Below are 15,457 nucleotides of genomic sequence, written 5' to 3' on the forward strand. Positions count from 1 at the left end.
GGCACTTGGGAGGGGAACGCCGCTGTCGGCGGGATGGTGGATACCGGGAACCGCTCGCGGCAAGTGTGGCGTTCGTACCGGACGTTCGGCCGTTTGACGCGGGGCCTGCCATGCCGCCTGGGCCGACGTCGTCGCGGTGGTCCGGCCGGCCGGTGCCGCGGTACCGGCTCCGGCGGGGATCCGCCGCGGACGTGGCTTCGCCGCGCACCGCCGAGCCTGCGGCGGCCGCCCCTCCCCGCGCGTGGTGGCGATGCAGGCCCCGGGGGACCGCGCCGGCCGGTCATCCCCTCGCCACACCTCAGACGTACGTCCGTGTCGGCTCCCCGGCACGGCCGACGGCTGCGGCAATCGCGTCGGCCAAGGGTTCGATCTCGTTGTCGGTCAGTGTCGAGACGGTGACGCGGATGCCCGGCGGTGCGCTCATCCGGAAACGGGCGCCGGGGGCCACCGCCCAGCCGGCGTGCAGCAGCCGGGCGACGGCGCCGGTCTCGTCGGGGACCGGTACCCACACGTTCATGCCGGTGCGCCCGTGCCCCGTGATCCCGCGCCGGGCCAACGCCCCGATCAGCGCGTCCCGGCGCCGCCCGTAGCACGCCGCCACGGCCGCCGGATCCAGCGCGCCGTCGCTCCACAGCCGCACCACCGCGCGCTGGACGATCCGGCTGACCCAGCCGGGCCCGAGCCGCTGCCGGCCGCGCACCCGGTCGAGGGTGACCGCGTCCCCCGTGAGCACCGCGAGCCGCAGGTCGGGACCGTACGCCTTGGCCGCCGAGCGCACGAGGGCCCACCTTCGGGTGGCCCCCGCGAGGGGGTGGAGCGGGAGGTCGACGATGTGGTGCCCGTGGTCGTCCTCGATCAGCAGCGTCCCCGGGTGATCGGCGAGCACCGCCCGCAGCACACGCGCACGCGTGTCGCTCAGCGCGGCGCCGGTCGGGTTCTGTGCGCGGTCGGTGACGATCAGAGCGCGTGCGCCGGCCGCCAGTGCCGTGCGTACGTCGTCGGGGAGTGGCCCCTCGTCGTCGACGCCGACGGGAACGGTCCGCAGGCCGAGCGCCGGGACCAGGTCCAGCAGACTCCCCCACCCGGGGTCCTCCACGGCGACCCCGTCCCCGGGTCTGAGATGCGCCGTGAGCACCCGCTCGATGGCGTCGAGGGCGCCCGACGCGACGGCGACGGGGCCGTCGGGCACGCCGTCGGCGTCCAGCCCGGCCCGGGCCAGACGTGCCAGCTCCGGCTCGACCGGTGCATGCCCGTACAGCACCGGCTCCCGGTCGCCCTGCCCGGCCGCCGCCGCGAACGCCCCGGCAAGCGCGGGCAGCAGCGCCGGGTCCGGGTTGCCCTCGGACAGGTCCCGCACGCCCGGCGGCACCTCCACCCGCATGACGTCGCGCGCCGTGGTGGCCGGCTTGGGCCGCACGCGGCTGCCTCGCCGGCCCGCGGTCTCGATGACCCCGCGCTCGCGCAGGGTGCGGTACGCGGCCGCGACGGTGTTCGGGTTGACCCCGAGCCGCTCCGCCAACTCCCGCATAGGGGGCAGCAGTTCACCCGGCCGCAGCTCCCCTTCACCCACCGCGCGCTCGATGCTCCCGGAAATGTCCGCTGCGCGCCGCCCACTGATCCGATACTCTCCTAGCACAAAGTTGATTATGCACTAGTGCAATGGAGAGCGCCATGCAGGGGACCCAGCCACCACAGCAGCGGCCCGCCTACCCGCCCACCGAGCGCACCGTCCCCACCCGCTCCGCCGACCGCGCCGCGTACGACAAGGAACTGGTGCACGCGATACTCGACGAGGGCTACGTATGCCACCTCGGCTTCGTCCGGGACGGCGCGCCGGTGGTACTGCCCACGCTGTACGGCCGGATCGGTGAGGTCCTCTACGTCCACGGCTCGACCGGCTCGCGCCCCCTGCGCGCGGCGGGCCAGGCCGACCCAGGCCTCCCGGTCTGCCTGACCGTCACCCACGTCGACGGGCTGGTGCTGGCCCGCTCGGCCTTCCACCACTCGGTCAACTACCGCTCCGTGGTGGTGCACGGCGTCGCGTACGACGTGACCGACCCGGAGGAGAAGCGGCAGGCGCTCGACGCCCTGGTCGACCATGTCGTACCAGGGCGATCCGCCGACTCCCGGCCGGCCGACAAGAAGGAGCTGGCCGCCACCGCGGTGATCCGCCTCGACCTGGCCGAGGTCTCCGCCAAGCTCCGCACCGGCGGCGTGAACGACGAGCCCGAGGACCTCTCCCTCCCCCACTGGGCCGGTGTCGTTCCCCTGCGCAAGGGCTACGGCACCCCGCTCGCCGACCCGGGCCTGGCCCCCGGCACCGCGCTGCCCGGCTACCTGGCGGCCCTGTGACGCTGATCCACCCCTGGGACGCACCCCGCGACGACCCGTGGCAGCGGTGGCCGGCCACGCACGACTTCGGCCAGCTCGCGGTCAACGGCCCGCCGGGCGAACCGCCGTACGTCCAGCCGCTGCACCTCGCGTTCGACGCCGAGCGCGGCGAGGCGGTCACCCGCCTGGCCCGGCCCACCCCGCTCTGGCACGCCATCGAAGCGCATCCGGACGTCCTCCTGAGCGTGGTCGACGACTACGTCCACGTCCCCTGGCAGGCGGAGCCCGGTACACCGCCGGAGCACGGCGTGCCGACGGGCCTTTACGCCGCCGTCCAGCTGCGGTGCCGCGCCCACGTCGTGGACGATCCGGCGCAGAAGGCCGCTCTGGTGAACCGTCAGACGGACCACTTCCGGCCGGAAGGCGGCTCCGCGCGGGCGACGGCGCGCGTGACGCTGAGGCACGCGCGCATGTCCTGAGCCGGCGAACGCCCTGACCCGAGGGCCCTCCCGCCTCCGGGAGGGCCCTTTGCCGTCACACGGGTACGGCAGCCGGCTCCCCCTTGCGGGCCCGGGCACCCCGTGCCTCGCCCACCGCGAGCCCCGCCACCGAGCCCAGCATCAGCAGGGTGCCGGCGACCGTGGCCGCGGTCAGCCGCTCACCGAGCAGGGCCACCGCGAGCACCGTCGCACTCACCGGCTCCAGCAGCATGATCACGGACACGGTGGCCGACCGTACGACGGCGGCACCGGCGAAGTAGAGGCCGTACGCGAGCGCCGTCGGTACGGAGGCGACGTACGCCAGGAGGCACAACAGCACGCCGGGCGCCTCGGTGTGCGGCAGCAGCCCCTCGACCGCGGCGAACGGCAACAGCACCAGGCTGGTGACGGCGAACGCCCCCATGGTCGCACCGGAGGAGTCCACCGCGCCGTCGCGTCCCCACCAGCGGGTGAGCAGGGTCATCGCCGAGTATCCGGCCGCGGACACCAGGGCGAGCAGGACGCCCCACGGGTCCACGGTCGTCTCCCCGCCGCCGAGGACGAGCACCACGAGCCCGGTCAGCGCGCCCGCGACGGCGGCCACTCCGCCGCGCCCCAGTCGCTCCCCCAGGATCAGCCGGGCGCCGAGTGCGATCAGTACGGGTCCGGCGCCGAGGGTGACGACAGTGGCCACGGCGAGTCCCGTGGCGGAGACGGCCGCGAAGTAGGCGGTCTGGAAGACCGCGAGACCGACCCCGGTGGCCCCGGCCCGCAGCACCCGGCGGCCGAGCGGCTCGGGGGCGGCGCTCCGCACGCCCCGCGACAGGGCCCGTACCGCCAGCAGCAGCACCAGCCCGAGGGCACAGCGCCAGAAGGACAGGGAGACGGGCCCCATGTCACTGGTCCGGTAGACCAGCGAGGCGGCCGCGCCCGCGGTGCCCCAGGCGGCACCGGCGACGATCAGATAGAGCAGGCCTCGCCCGATGGGCAGGCCGGAGACGGCGTTCGACACGTGTTCTCTCCGCAGATACACGCACCACACGCGACGGCGTGGGCGCGGAAGTTCGGGAAAGGATCCCGGTTCAGACCCGGTGAGGGCCGGTACGGCGGGATCCTCGGACTTCGTCTGCGGGCAGCACCGTTACGCCCGACGGCCGGCCGGGCGGATGTACCGGAGAGCCCGCCTCAGGCGGCCGGAGGCGGAAGAACGAGTGCTCGCGCATGCATGAGCAGCACCTTATGCGGTCGTTCCGGGCGTGGACAACTCCCGTTCGGGTCCGCCGCCGGCCACCGGCTTCCCGGAGCCCTTCGCCGGGGCCGAGGACTGGGCGATGAAGGCGCCCGTGAGGACGACCGCGCCGCCCACGATCTGCGGAGCCGAGAGATGCTCGCCCAGCAGGACCCAGGCGAGGACGGTGGCGATGACCGCCTCCAGGCAGGCCACGACACCGGCGACCTGCGGCGAGAGCCGGCGTACCGACACGACCCCGGTGATGTACGCGACGACCGTGGCGACGAGGACGATCCAGCCCAGCAGCACGAAGGCGGCGACCGGGGTGCCGTCCATCTCCGCCCTGCCGGTGAGCACGGACCAGTCCATGGACCAGGGACGGGCGACGGCGGTCAGGACGGCCGCGCCGATCAGCAGCCCGTAGGCGATCACGCCGAGCGGGTCGGGGGCCTCCTCGCCGTCGCTGCCCTGGTCGGACAGCACGAAGTAGCCGACCTGGCAGCAGGCGGCGCCGAGCGCCAGCAGCAGTCCGAGGACGTCGAAGCCGAGGCCCGACCACACCTCCACGACACAGGCGAGCCCGCCCACTGCGAGGACGACACCGACCGCGGCGGCGCGGGTCACCGGCCGCCGCTGCACGAACCGCACCCAGCCGAGCACGAGCACGGGCGCCAGATACTCGACCAGCAGTGCGACACCGACGGGGATGCGGGAGATCGCGGCGAAGTAGCAGGCCTGGACGCCGGCCACGGCGAACAGGCCGAATCCGGCGAGCAGCCCCGGCCTGCTGCGGATCAGCCCCCGGTGGCGCACCGCCAGCGGCAGCATGATGAGCGCCGCGCCCGCCACACGCAGCCATACGACGTGGAGCGGGTCGAGGCCCGCCTCGATCAACGGCTTGGCCGCCACACCGGATCCCCCGAACGCCACGGCGGACAGGAGGGCGAGACTGAGCCCGATGCCCTTTCCATGGTGGCTCCGGGAACTGACTGAGGTAGGCACCGGCACATGATGACAGGCACCGACAGGAGCGTCACCCCCTATGACACCTGTCTCACCGACTGGACGGCGCCTCCAGCCGGCCGGACAGTTCCCGGGGGTCGATTCCGGCACGCCGGAGTACCTCGACGGCGCGTGCCTGCGGGTCCGCGACGATGGCCGCGAGCAGGTCCGTACCGCACGCCGGGCCTTCTCCCCTGCGGGCGGCACGTTCCTGGGCGTACTCCATGCAGCCCGCCGCCAGCGGGGAGAAGCCCGCGGCCTCCGCCACCACGGGGAAGCCTCCGGAGTCCTCCACCGCGCCCTGCCAGCGCAGGCCGTAGCCGATGCTGCGCTGGACGAGATAGCCGAGCAGCCGCGCGATCCGGGGTCCCTCGCCGAGGACGGCCCTCACCTCGGGGTCGGACTCCAGCAGCGAGTGCAGCAGATGCGCGGTGTCGATCTGCTGGTCCCCGTCCCGGAGCGCCCTGCGGCGGGCACCGGCGACCACCGCTGCCAGTTCCGCGCCGAGCCCGGCATCGCCGTCCGCGCGATGGATGCCCTGCTCCTGAAGCCCGCAGGTCTGCTGCCGGGGGATATGGGGTTGCACATTCCCTACCTCATCAGTCCCGCGAGCCCGGGGCATCCCCGGCGGGAAGCATCTTCGCGTCCCACGGGAAGTGGACTCCCCCGGCCACGATCTCCTCCTTGCGAAGGAGATCAGGGCGTTTTCCCCGAGGAGCGCGCGCCGGTTTGCGTCACGCCCCCATCACGTCCCACCCGCCGCGTCAGTCCTCGTCTGCCAGGATCAGGTACAGCTTCTTGCGGGCCTCGTTGATGACGGTGATGGCCTTCTCCCGCTGCCCCTTGCTGCCGGTCTTCCAGACCTGGCCGAAGGCTTCCATCAGCCCGAAGCCGGCCTGCCGGATCTCACTCAGCGCCTCCCAGTCGACCCCGCGTGAGGCCTCCTCCCAGGGGACCTCGGAGCCCTCCTCGGCCGCCGCACGGCCGGCCTCGGTGAGGGAGAACAGCTTCTTGCCGCCCTCCGACTCGCTGACGATCAGCCCCTCGTCCTCCAGTAGCTGAAGGGTGGGGTACACCGAGCCGGGGCTGGGCTTCCACGCCCCGCCGCTGCGCTCGGCGATCTCCTGGATCATCTCGTAGCCGTGCATGGGACGGTCCTTCAGCAGGGCCAGGATCGAGGCCCGCACGTCACCGCGCCGCGCCCTTCCCCTCGGCCCCCCGCGCCCTCGGCCGCCCCAGGGGCCGCCGTGACCGAATCCCTGACCGAAGGGGCCACCCGGACCGCCCGGGCCTCCCGGACCGAAGGGACCGAACGCCGCACGCAACCTGTCGAAGTCGCCCCGGGCGCCCCGCGAGCCGCCGTGACCGTGTCCGTGCTCGTGTCCGTGGGTGTGCATCGCCACCACTCCATTCCATCGTTGATCTGTCGCGATGTCTCAACGATATATCGGCTACGCGCGACCGACAACCCTCCCCGGCGGGTGAGGCATCCCGCAGCAGGTCCAGGACCCGCCGATTGGCCTTGGCCCGCCGCTTCACGGCACCCGTACGGTCGGGGCATGCGGATGCGAATCGTGGATGCCTTCACCGACCGGCCCTTCACCGGCAACCCCGCCGGGGTACTGCTCCTGGACGCCTTCCCGGACGACGACCGGCTGCAGAACGTCGCCCTGGAGATCAACCACGCCGAGACCGCCTTCGCCCACCCGCTGCCCGGCGGCGGCGATGCCGACTGGGTGCTGCGCTGGTTCACCCCCGCCACCGAGGTGGCGATGTGCGGCCACGCGACGCTGGCCACCGCGCACGTCCTGCACACCACCGGCGCACACCGGGGACCGGTGCGGTTCGCCACCCGCAGCGGCGTGCTCATCGCCACCCCCGGCGAGGACGGCGCCGTCACCCTGGACTTCCCCACGGCACCGCTCACCCCGGCCGACGTCCCCGTGGGCGTCACGGAAGCACTCGGAGCCCGGCCGATCACGGCGTTCGACACCGGCCCGAACATCGGGGACCTGCTGGTCGAGGTCGAGGACGAGCGGACCGTGCACGCCCTGAGGCCCGACCTCAAAGCACTCGCCGCCTACTCCGAGCGCGGTGTGATCGTCACCGCCCGCGCCGAGAACCGGGCCCTCGGCTACGACTTCGTCTCCCGCTGCTTCTTCCCCAACGTCGGCATCGACGAGGACCCGGTCACCGGCAGCGCGCACACCGCGCTGGCCCCCTACTGGTCCGGGCGCCTGGGCCGCTCCGTCCTCACCGGCCTCCAGGCCTCGCCGCGCTCCGGCCGCGTCCGCACCGAGGTGCGCGGCGAGCGCACCCTGCTGAGCGGACGGGCCGTGACGGTCATCGAGGGCGAGCTGCTGGTCTGAGCCCGGCACGACAGGAGGGCGTACGGCACGGCCGTACGCCCCCTGTCCGCCGGTTCACGCCGTCGGCAGCCAGTCCACCTTGCCGGCCAGCAGCGCGTAACCCACGAACGCCCCGATGTCGAGCAGCGTGTGTGCGACCACCAGCGGCCCGACACGGCCCCAGCGCCGGTACAGGTACACGAACACCACGCCCATGACCATGTTCCCGACGAAGCCGCCGATGCCCTGGTAGAGGTGGTACGAGCCGCGCAGCAGCGAACTGCCCGCCATCGCGGCGCCCGGGGACCAGCCCAGCTGGTTGAGGCGGCGCAGCAGATAGGCGAGGACGATGACTTCTTCGACGATCGAGTTCTGCAGGGCCGAGAGGATCAGCACCGGGTACTTCCACCACACCTCGGGCAGCGCCTCCGGCACCACGGTGAGGTTGAAGCCGAGCCCGCGCGCGGCCAGGTAGAAGGCGATGCCGCTGCTGCCGATGACCGCCGCGACCGCGGCTCCGCGGCCGAGGTCGAACCAGGGACGGGTGCGGTCGAAACCGAGGACGCGCAGCCCCGCGCCCTCGCGCAGCAGGAAGTGCGCGACCAGTGCGACGGGTACGAGCGCCGTGGTGATCCCGAACAGCTGCCAGGCCAGGTCCAGCCAGGGACGGCCCGGCGCGGCCGAGGCGTTGAGGGTGGCCGCCTGGTCCTTGAGCCCGCCCGGCCTGGTGACCGAGCCGACAAAGCTGATCACCGCGGACACTCCGCTCGCGCCGAGCGACAGCGCGAGCACCAGCAGTGTCTCGTTGCGGAGCGTCGTCCGCGACAGCCTCCGCTCGGGAAGGGAATCGGCCCCCGGGCCCGCCTCCGCCTGCACACCTGCCTCCACATCACCGATCGGTCCGATCAAGTATGGGGGCAGTGGCCGCGGGCCCGGCCGGGGGGCCGCCGCACGGTCAGCCCGTGGGCACCGGTTCCGGCAGTCCCACCGGCCAGGCGTGCACGGGATCTCCCCGTTCCGTCAGTTCGCGGTAGCGGCGGGTGGTGGCGGCCAGGGCGGCCTCGCGGGTGAGACCCAGGTCGAGGGCCCGGTGGAAGGTCGCGGCCTGCCAGGTCGCGCCGTTCACCCGGCGTCGGCACCGCTCCTCGATCACCCCGAGGTACAGATCGCGGTCGGCGGGCTCGATCCCCCACGCGTCCAGTCCGACCTCGGCGAGCGGCAGCAGTTCGTCCCGTACGAGGGTGACCGCGTCCACCTCGCCCAGACCGCCGAGACGGCCACGCCGGGGCCAGGTGAAGCGGGCGTCGATGCCGTACTTGCAGGCGGCGTCGAAGTTGGCGGCGGCGGCCTCGAAGGGCAGCCGGGTCCACACCGGGCGGCTTTCCTCGGCGAGGGCGCGGACGACTCCGTAGTAGAAGGCCGCGTTGGCGATGACGTCGGTGACGGTGGGCCCCGCGGGCAGCACGCGGTTCTCCACGCGCAGGTGGGGGACGCCCTCGGCAATGCCGTAGACAGGGCGGTTCCAGCGGTAGACGGTGCCGTTGTGCAGGACGAGTTCGGCGAGCGAGGGGACGCCGCCCCGGTCCAGCACCTCGAGCGGGTCCTCGTCGTCGCAGATGGGCAGCAGGGCCGGGTAGTAGCGCAGATTCTCCTCGAAGAGGTCGAACGCCGACGTGACCCACCGCTCCCCGAACCAGGTGCGCGGCCGCACTCCCTGTGCCTGGAGCTCGGGCGGGCGGGTGTCGGTGGACTGCTGGAACAGCGGGGGCCGCGACTCGCGCCACAGTTCCCGGCCGAACAGGAACGGCGAGTTGGCGCCGACGGCGACTTGCGCGGCGGCGACGGTCTGGGCCGCGTTCCACACCCCGGCGAAGCGTTCCGGGGTGACTTGGAGGTGCAGCTGCACCGAGGTGCAGGCGGCTTCGGGAGCGATCGACTTCGAGGTGCAACTGAGTCGCTCCACCCCGTCGATGTCGAGGGTGAAGTCCTCACCGCGCGCGGCCACGATCTGGTCGTTGAGCAAGGCGTAACGGTCGACGTCGGAGAGGTTGGAGGAAACCAGGTCGTCCCGGTCCAGTGTCGGCAGGATGCCGATCATCACGATGCCCGCGTCCACCTCACCGGCTTTCCGGTCGGCATAGGCGAGCGAGGTGCGCAGTTCCTCGTCGAGCTGGTCGAATACCCGGCCACCCAAACGATGAGGAGCGATGTTCACTTCCAGATTGAACATCGCGAGTTCCGTCTGGAAGTCCCGGCTGGCGATCCGCTCGAGGACTTGCGCATTCAACATTTTCGGCATGCCGTCGGCGCCCGCGAGATTCAATTCGATCTCCAGCCCCATGAGGTTCCTGGGGCGGTCGAACCGCTTCTCCGCCAGGAGTCGCTCCAGGCCCGTCAGGCAGCTGCGGAGCTTCTCGCGGTAGCGCTGACGATCGGACAGGTCGAACTGGCCTGCCACGACCTTCTCCCCCATCGCAGCGTCCCTCCTCGGATGGGCGGACCGAAGATCGGCCGCCGGGGTCCCGGTCCACAAGGGAGGATGCCCCGCGGATGCGATCGATAACGTCCCGGACGGGTCCGTCAGCCGCTAGTCTGGTCGATAGTGACCAGTGGCACATTCACGGGGCATGGCACACAACGCGTGGGGCACATCGGATGCGATCTCGTGAAAAACGCCGACGAGAATTGGCCGACCGCTTCGCGGTCGTTATCCGAGGTCACCGATGTGCACCCGGTCTGGAATCGGGATTATTTTCGCGTTTCACCGGCCAGAAGTACCCTTGTTCGCCGGATCGAAAACAGCTACCCGAAACATCGTCTGAACACGCGTCGTATAAACTTCGCCCACAAGGCAGAAGGTTGGCGCCCACGGTCGAGCGATCCAGCCGAGAGGTGGCGTGCAGCACTCCACACCCCCGTCTCTCGCGCCCAGACCCGGCCCCTGCCTCTCTGACCTTCGCGAGCTGACAGCGCCGTCCGCCACGCCCCGCCCTCGCGCAACCGTGCCTTCGAATGAGAGGCGACCCACCATGCCGCTGCATGTCCCCCCGGCTCCCGCGCCCGCACTGCGTTCCGTCCTCACCGCACTCTCCTCACCGACCGCGGTCCGCGAGGCGCGGACTCCCTCCCTGCTCGGCACCCAGGGCCCCGCCGCACCCGAGCTCCCCCTTCCCGTGCACGTCCTGGACCGGATCACCGTCGACGGCGGTACCGCGACGCGACTGGCCGGGTGGCGTTTCCTGATCCGCAGCGGCGATCGTGCGGTGGCCGCCGCGGACACCGTGCTCACCGCCGACGGCTGGGCGTTCTCCCGCTTCTTCGAGGGCCCGTACATCGCGTCCACCGAGTTGGCACTGCGTCAGGCCGAGGCCATGTCACAGCCGTACCAGCCCCGGCTGCTGTCGGTGCCCGGCCTCTACATGCTGGCGCTGTGGCTGCACGGCGATCCCACCGCGGACGGCGCCATCGGCCACCCGGCCGCCACCGATCTGCTCGTTCCGCTCGCCCCGGCACCGCCCGGCATCGCCGCCCACCGCCCGCACCGGGTCACCGATCTGCTGCCGGTGCTGACCCACCGGGTCACCCCGACCCGCCTGCTCGGCTCGCCGGCCTGAGAGTCCCGCGCACCCCGCCGCCCGGCACCCCGGGCGGCGGGGTGCGCGCATGTGGACTAGCCCCATTCGGCCACGGCGAACCACCCGAAGTGACAGTGCAGTTGAGGTGAACCGTCCATGCGGGGGATGCGTCATCAACCTGTGAGGAACGGTGCCGCGAAATCCCTGCGGATCGTCGTCCGTGGGGCAACACTGGTGTCCGACCGACTTATCACGACGGGGGACGGTCATGAACGAAGCTTCACGCCGCGGAACTGCAACAACAGCCGACTCACAGGTCACCACAGAGCGAGAGATCCCACCCATGTGCCAGCACCAGACCCCGTGCCCCTCAGCCGACTCCGCCGACCGGGAATCCGCCCGTCTCGTGGCGCACCACCCGGAGCAGGGCTGGAGCCTGCTGTGCAACGGTGTCGTGCTCTTCGAGGACACCGGCGAACTCCTGCCCGACGGTCGGATCATCGCCCCGCAGCGCTCCCGGGACGCCAGCCTGACCACCGCCTGAGCACGGCGAGGCGGACGGGGCCGCCCGGCAGAACAGGGGCCGGACCGCAGGATCTCCTGTGAACCGGCCCCGACGCGTGTCCGGGGTGGATCACTCACCGTAGTCGCCCTGGGGCACCGCGGGATCGGCATGATCGCCGGGCCGGCGCCGCTGCTCCGTTCCCGCGCGCGGCTCGATGGTTACCGGGCGGAACTCGAGGCGCGGACGTTCACGTTCCGCTCGACGCATCGCTCGTCGTCCCCGGCGACGTCAAGCCGGAGTCCGGCTTCGCGGGCCGCAACACCCCTGCTGGACCATCCCCGGCCGCCGACCGCGCTGTTCGCGGCCGGCGACCGGATGGCGCTGGGGGCGATCGAAGCGCTGCCGGCCGTGGGCTCAGGGTGCCGGAGGACATGAGCGTGGTCGGCTTCGACGACCTTCCGGAAGTGCGCTGGTCGGCTGACCGGACGCCCACCGGGGTCACCCGGGACCCTGTCGCCCCTGCCCCGCGGCGACCCCGGCCCGCGCCTTATCGTGACCGGCATGCAGTCCTACACGATCGGCCAGGCAGCGAGACTGCTCGGAGTGAGCCCGGACACCGCCCGCCGCTGGGCGGACGCGGGGCGCATCACCACCCACCGCGACGACGGCGGACGACGGCTCGTCGACGGACGGGATCTCGCCGCGTTCTCCGTCGAGCTCGCCAGGTCGGGCACCACCGAGGAGGACACTCCGTACACCTCCGCCCGCAACGCCTTCCCCGGCATTGTCACGGCGATCAAGCTCGGCGATGTCGCCGCGCAGGTCGAGATCCAGGCCGGTCCGCACCGCCTCGTCTCCCTGCTCACCCGCGAGGCCGTCGAGGAACTGGGCCTGGAGGTCGGCGTGGAGGCCATCGCCCGGGTGAAGTCGACCAGCGTCCATATCGACCGCACCTGAACGGGCACGCATGCCCGGGTGAGTGCACATGCGAGCCTCTGTGCACACCACACCTTGCTCATGCGACGGAATAGTGGTCTTCCTCCTGGCAGATGCGCCAGTATGCTCGATGTGCCGGAGGGGCTCTGCGGGCTCTTCCCCGACCCACCGAGGGAGTCCCCGAGATGATCCGTTCCCCGCGACGGACACACGCGCCCCGTCGGGTCGTCGGCGCCGGAGCCATCGCCGTGGTCGCGTTGAGCGCCTGCTCCTCATCCGGCTCGGACCCCTCCTCGGCAGCGGAGGGGGAGAGTGTCACCGGCACGGTCACCGTCTTCGCGGCCGCCTCGCTGAAGGAGAGCTTCACGGAGCTGGGCGAGCGGTTCGAGACGGCACACCCGGGGACCGAGGTCACCTTCAACTTCAGCGGCAGCGACTCCCTGGCGGCCGCCATCGACAACGGCGCCCCGGCCGATGTCTTCGCGGCGGCCAGCGCGGAGACGATGGACCGCGTCGCGGACGAGGGTCACACGGCGGGCAGCCCCAGCACGTTCGTCCGCAACCGACTGCAGATCGCCACCGTGCCGGGCAACCCCCACGGGATCGGCTCCCTCAACGATCTGACCGCATCCGGTCTGAAGGTCGTGCTGTGCGACCGGACGGTCCCCTGCGGCGCCGCCGCACGGACCGCGCTCACGGCGGGCGGCGTCGAACTGACACCCGTCTCCTACGAGCAGGACGTCAAGAGCGCCGTGACGAAGGTCGAACTCAAGGAGGCCGACGCGGCCGTCGTGTACCGCACGGATGTGCGCGCGGCCGGTGACAAGGTGGAGGGCGTGGAATTCCCCGAGTCCGCCGAAGCGGTCAACAACTACCCGATCGCCCGGCTCGAGAACGCCCCGAACCCGTCGGCGGCGAGGGCGTTCGTGGAGTTGGTGACGTCTCCGCAGGGCCAGAAGGTGCTGGCAGGGGCGGGATTCCTGAAGCCGTGACCACTGGTCGGGAAGCTCCCCGGAAGGCACGCCCCCGCCTGCCCGGGCGCGGTGTCCCCCTCGCCCTCCTCGCGCCCGCCCTGCTGGGCCTGGCGTTCCTTCTGGTGCCTCTCCTCGCCCTGCTCCTACGTGCTCCCTGGCGCAGTCTCCCCGGGCAGCTGACCAGCCCCGAGGTGTGGGAGGCGCTGCGTCTGTCGCTGTTCTGCGCCACGACGGCGACCGCGCTGAGCCTGGTCATCGGCGTCCCACTGGCCTGGCTGCTGGCCCGTACGGACTTCCCCGGCCGGGGTCTGGTCCGCGCCCTGGTGACGCTCCCGCTGGTCCTCCCCCCGGTGGTGGGCGGTGTCGCCCTGCTGCTGGCGCTCGGCCGCAACGGGGTCGTGGGCCAGTGGCTGGACGCGTGGTTCGGCGTCACCCTGCCGTTCACCACCGCGGGCGTGGTCCTCGCCGAGACGTTCGTGGCGATGCCGTTCCTCGTGATCAGCGTCGAGGGAACACTGCGGGCCGCCGATCCGCGCTATGAGGAGGCGGCCACCACCCTGGGCGCCTCCCGCTTCACGGCGTTCCGCCGCGTCACCCTGCCACTGATCGCTCCGGGTATCGCGGCCGGTGCCGTACTGGCCTGGGCGCGGGCACTCGGGGAGTTCGGCGCGACGATCACCTTCGCCGGCAACTTTCCCGGCCGCACCCAGACCATGCCGCTCGCGGTCTATCTCGCCCTGCAGAACGACCCGGCTGCCGCGATCGCCCTCAGTCTGGTCCTGCTCGCGGTCTCCATCGCCGTACTGGCCGGGCTGCGGGACCGCTGGATGAGGACCGTCTGACGATCATGCCGAAGAAGCCCGAGAAGATGACCGGCCCGGCGCGCACCGGAGCCGGAGCCGGAGCCGCCGCCGAAGGGCTGGACGCGCGGCTCGTCGTCGACCGCGGCTCCTTCCGCCTGGACATCGCGCTGACCGCCGCACCCGGCGACGTCGTCGCCCTGCTGGGCCCCAACGGCGCCGGCAAGACCACCGCCCTGCGCGCCCTGGCGGGCCTCGCTCCGCTCACCGCTGGCCATCTCCGGCTGGACGGCGCGGACCTGCACCGGACGCCGCCGGAGTCGCGCCCGGTGGGCGTCGTCTTCCAGGACTATCTGCTCTTTCCGCACCTGACCGCCCTCGACAACGTGGCCTTCGGACCGCGCTGCCGGGGCACCGGCAAGGCGGCGGCCCGCGCCGAGGCCGCGGAGTGGCTGGACCGGATGGGCCTGGCCGAGCATGCCGGCGCCAAGCCCCGGCGCCTGTCCGGTGGCCAGGCCCAGCGCGTGGCCCTCGCCCGCGCCCTGGCCACCCGCCCCCGGCTGCTGCTCCTGGACGAACCCCTCGCCGCCCTGGACGCCCGCACCCGGCTGGAGGTGCGCGCCCGGCTCCGCCGTCATCTGGCCGCCTTCGAGGCCGTCGCCGTCCTGGTCACGCACGACCCGCTGGACGCCATGGTGCTCGCCGGCCGTCTGGTGGTCGTGGAACACGGCCGGATCGTGCAGGAGGGCACACCGTCCGAGATCGCCCGGCACCCGCGCACCGAGTACATCGCCCAGCTGGTCGGGCTCAACCTGTACCGCGGGCGGGCCGAGGGCCACACCGTGCGGCTCGACGCGGGGCCCGCCGTCAGCACCACGGAGAACCTCTCCGGGCCCGCCTTCGTGGCGTTCCCACCCGGCGCGGTGACCCTGTACCGGGACCGGCCGACCGGCTCCAGCGCCCGCAACCTCTGGCAGTGCGCGGTCGCCGGGCTGGAGACCCACGGGGACCAGATCCGCGCGGAACTCACCGGCGAGCTGTCCCTGGCCGCCGACCTCACCACGGTCGCCGCGGCCGAACTCGACCTCCATCCGGGCGCGCCGGTCTGGGCCGCGGTCAAGGCGGCGCAGACACACGCGTACCCGGCGTGAGGTCTCGCCCCGACGTGATGAAGGGCCCCGGGGGGGGGGGGGGGGGGGGGGGGGGGGGGGGGGGGTGGGGGGGGGGGGGGGGGGGGGGTGTGGGGGGGGTGGGGGGGGGGGAGGACTCCTCGGAA

Annotated in this window: 16 protein-coding genes and 1 pseudogene; 10 read left to right on the forward strand and 7 right to left on the reverse strand. The window is 72.6% G+C overall.

Features of this window, described 5'->3' with window-relative positions; all coding sequences use genetic code 11:
• Nucleotides 1-298 precede the first annotated feature (298 nt).
• On the reverse strand, nucleotides 299-1,636 hold the full coding sequence (locus ACZ5C2_RS36110; protein WP_468800865.1) for an aminotransferase class I/II-fold pyridoxal phosphate-dependent enzyme: 1,338 nt from the start codon (nucleotides 1,634-1,636) through the stop codon (nucleotides 299-301).
• A 35-nt stretch (nucleotides 1,637-1,671) separates the two neighbouring features.
• Here ACZ5C2_RS36110 and ACZ5C2_RS36115 point away from each other — a divergent pair, with 35 nt between their 5' ends.
• Both ACZ5C2_RS36115 and ACZ5C2_RS36120 read left to right on the forward strand, forming a co-directional pair.
• Complete coding sequence (locus ACZ5C2_RS36115) at nucleotides 1,672-2,352, forward strand: pyridoxamine 5'-phosphate oxidase family protein (RefSeq protein WP_468800866.1); 681 nt, start codon at nucleotides 1,672-1,674, stop codon at nucleotides 2,350-2,352.
• Nucleotides 2,349-2,768: pseudogene (locus ACZ5C2_RS36120) on the forward strand (FMN-binding negative transcriptional regulator); the annotation flags it as partial. The gene ACZ5C2_RS36115 and the pseudogene ACZ5C2_RS36120, both read left to right, overlap by 4 nt.
• A gap of 97 nt (nucleotides 2,769-2,865) precedes the next feature.
• Here ACZ5C2_RS36120 and ACZ5C2_RS36125 read toward each other — a convergent pair.
• From ACZ5C2_RS36125 to ACZ5C2_RS36140, 4 genes are all read right to left on the reverse strand, one after another.
• Nucleotides 2,866-3,822 (reverse strand): DMT family transporter, encoded by a 957-nt coding sequence (locus ACZ5C2_RS36125; RefSeq protein ID WP_468800868.1) that lies wholly within the window; start codon nucleotides 3,820-3,822, stop codon nucleotides 2,866-2,868.
• A gap of 225 nt (nucleotides 3,823-4,047) precedes the next feature.
• Entirely contained in the window at nucleotides 4,048-5,049 is a 1,002-nt protein-coding gene (locus ACZ5C2_RS36130; protein WP_468800870.1) for an EamA family transporter, read from the reverse strand.
• A 46-nt stretch (nucleotides 5,050-5,095) separates the two neighbouring features.
• Nucleotides 5,096-5,629: a Clp protease N-terminal domain-containing protein gene (locus tag ACZ5C2_RS36135; protein ID WP_468800871.1), complete on the reverse strand. Its 534-nt coding sequence runs from the start codon at nucleotides 5,627-5,629 to the stop codon at nucleotides 5,096-5,098.
• Nucleotides 5,630-5,807: 178 nt separating this feature from the next.
• Nucleotides 5,808-6,440, reverse strand: coding sequence for a PadR family transcriptional regulator (locus ACZ5C2_RS36140; RefSeq protein ID WP_468800873.1), 633 nt, complete (start codon nucleotides 6,438-6,440; stop codon nucleotides 5,808-5,810).
• A 162-nt stretch (nucleotides 6,441-6,602) separates the two neighbouring features.
• Between ACZ5C2_RS36140 and ACZ5C2_RS36145 the strand changes: the two genes are divergently transcribed.
• Nucleotides 6,603-7,412, forward strand: a complete 810-nt coding sequence (locus ACZ5C2_RS36145; protein WP_468800874.1) for a PhzF family phenazine biosynthesis protein — start codon at nucleotides 6,603-6,605, stop codon at nucleotides 7,410-7,412.
• A 54-nt stretch (nucleotides 7,413-7,466) separates the two neighbouring features.
• Here ACZ5C2_RS36145 and ACZ5C2_RS36150 read toward each other — a convergent pair whose 3' ends face one another.
• Entirely contained in the window at nucleotides 7,467-8,267 is an 801-nt protein-coding gene (locus ACZ5C2_RS36150) for a CPBP family intramembrane glutamic endopeptidase (RefSeq protein ID WP_468800875.1), read from the reverse strand.
• A 79-nt stretch (nucleotides 8,268-8,346) separates the two neighbouring features.
• Nucleotides 8,347-9,864: a glutamate-cysteine ligase family protein gene (locus tag ACZ5C2_RS36155; RefSeq protein WP_468800877.1), complete on the reverse strand. Its 1,518-nt coding sequence runs from the start codon at nucleotides 9,862-9,864 to the stop codon at nucleotides 8,347-8,349.
• 556 nt (nucleotides 9,865-10,420) lie between these two features.
• Between ACZ5C2_RS36155 and ACZ5C2_RS36160 the strand changes: the two genes are divergently transcribed.
• The 7 genes from ACZ5C2_RS36160 to ACZ5C2_RS36190 all read left to right on the forward strand — a co-directional run bounded on the left by ACZ5C2_RS36160 (nucleotide 10,421) and on the right by ACZ5C2_RS36190 (nucleotide 15,332).
• On the forward strand, nucleotides 10,421-11,005 hold the full coding sequence (locus ACZ5C2_RS36160; protein WP_468800878.1) for a hypothetical protein: 585 nt from the start codon (nucleotides 10,421-10,423) through the stop codon (nucleotides 11,003-11,005).
• Nucleotides 11,006-11,309: 304 nt separating this feature from the next.
• Nucleotides 11,310-11,510, forward strand: coding sequence for a DUF5999 family protein (locus tag ACZ5C2_RS36165; protein WP_468800879.1), 201 nt, complete (start codon nucleotides 11,310-11,312; stop codon nucleotides 11,508-11,510).
• Between the two features lie 129 nt (nucleotides 11,511-11,639).
• Nucleotides 11,640-11,906 (forward strand): substrate-binding domain-containing protein, encoded by a 267-nt coding sequence (locus ACZ5C2_RS36170; protein WP_468800881.1) that lies wholly within the window; start codon nucleotides 11,640-11,642, stop codon nucleotides 11,904-11,906.
• A 126-nt stretch (nucleotides 11,907-12,032) separates the two neighbouring features.
• Nucleotides 12,033-12,428 carry a TOBE domain-containing protein gene (locus tag ACZ5C2_RS36175; RefSeq protein ID WP_468800883.1) on the forward strand — a complete coding sequence of 132 codons (396 nt, stop codon included), beginning with the start codon at nucleotides 12,033-12,035 and terminating at the stop codon, nucleotides 12,426-12,428.
• Nucleotides 12,429-12,592: 164 nt separating this feature from the next.
• Nucleotides 12,593-13,399: a molybdate ABC transporter substrate-binding protein gene (modA, locus tag ACZ5C2_RS36180; protein WP_468800885.1), complete on the forward strand. Its 807-nt coding sequence runs from the start codon at nucleotides 12,593-12,595 to the stop codon at nucleotides 13,397-13,399.
• The gene (gene modB, locus ACZ5C2_RS36185) at nucleotides 13,396-14,223 is read left to right on the forward strand and encodes a molybdate ABC transporter permease subunit (protein WP_468800887.1); all 828 of its coding nucleotides are present in this window, start codon (nucleotides 13,396-13,398) and stop codon (nucleotides 14,221-14,223) included. Before modA ends, modB begins: the two co-directional genes overlap by 4 nt.
• 5 nt (nucleotides 14,224-14,228) lie before the next feature.
• Nucleotides 14,229-15,332, forward strand: coding sequence for an ABC transporter ATP-binding protein (locus ACZ5C2_RS36190; protein ID WP_468800888.1), 1,104 nt, complete (start codon nucleotides 14,229-14,231; stop codon nucleotides 15,330-15,332).
• Nucleotides 15,333-15,457 lie beyond the last annotated feature (125 nt).

It is taken from the genome of Streptomyces sp. NPDC031365, from assembly GCF_055569765.1.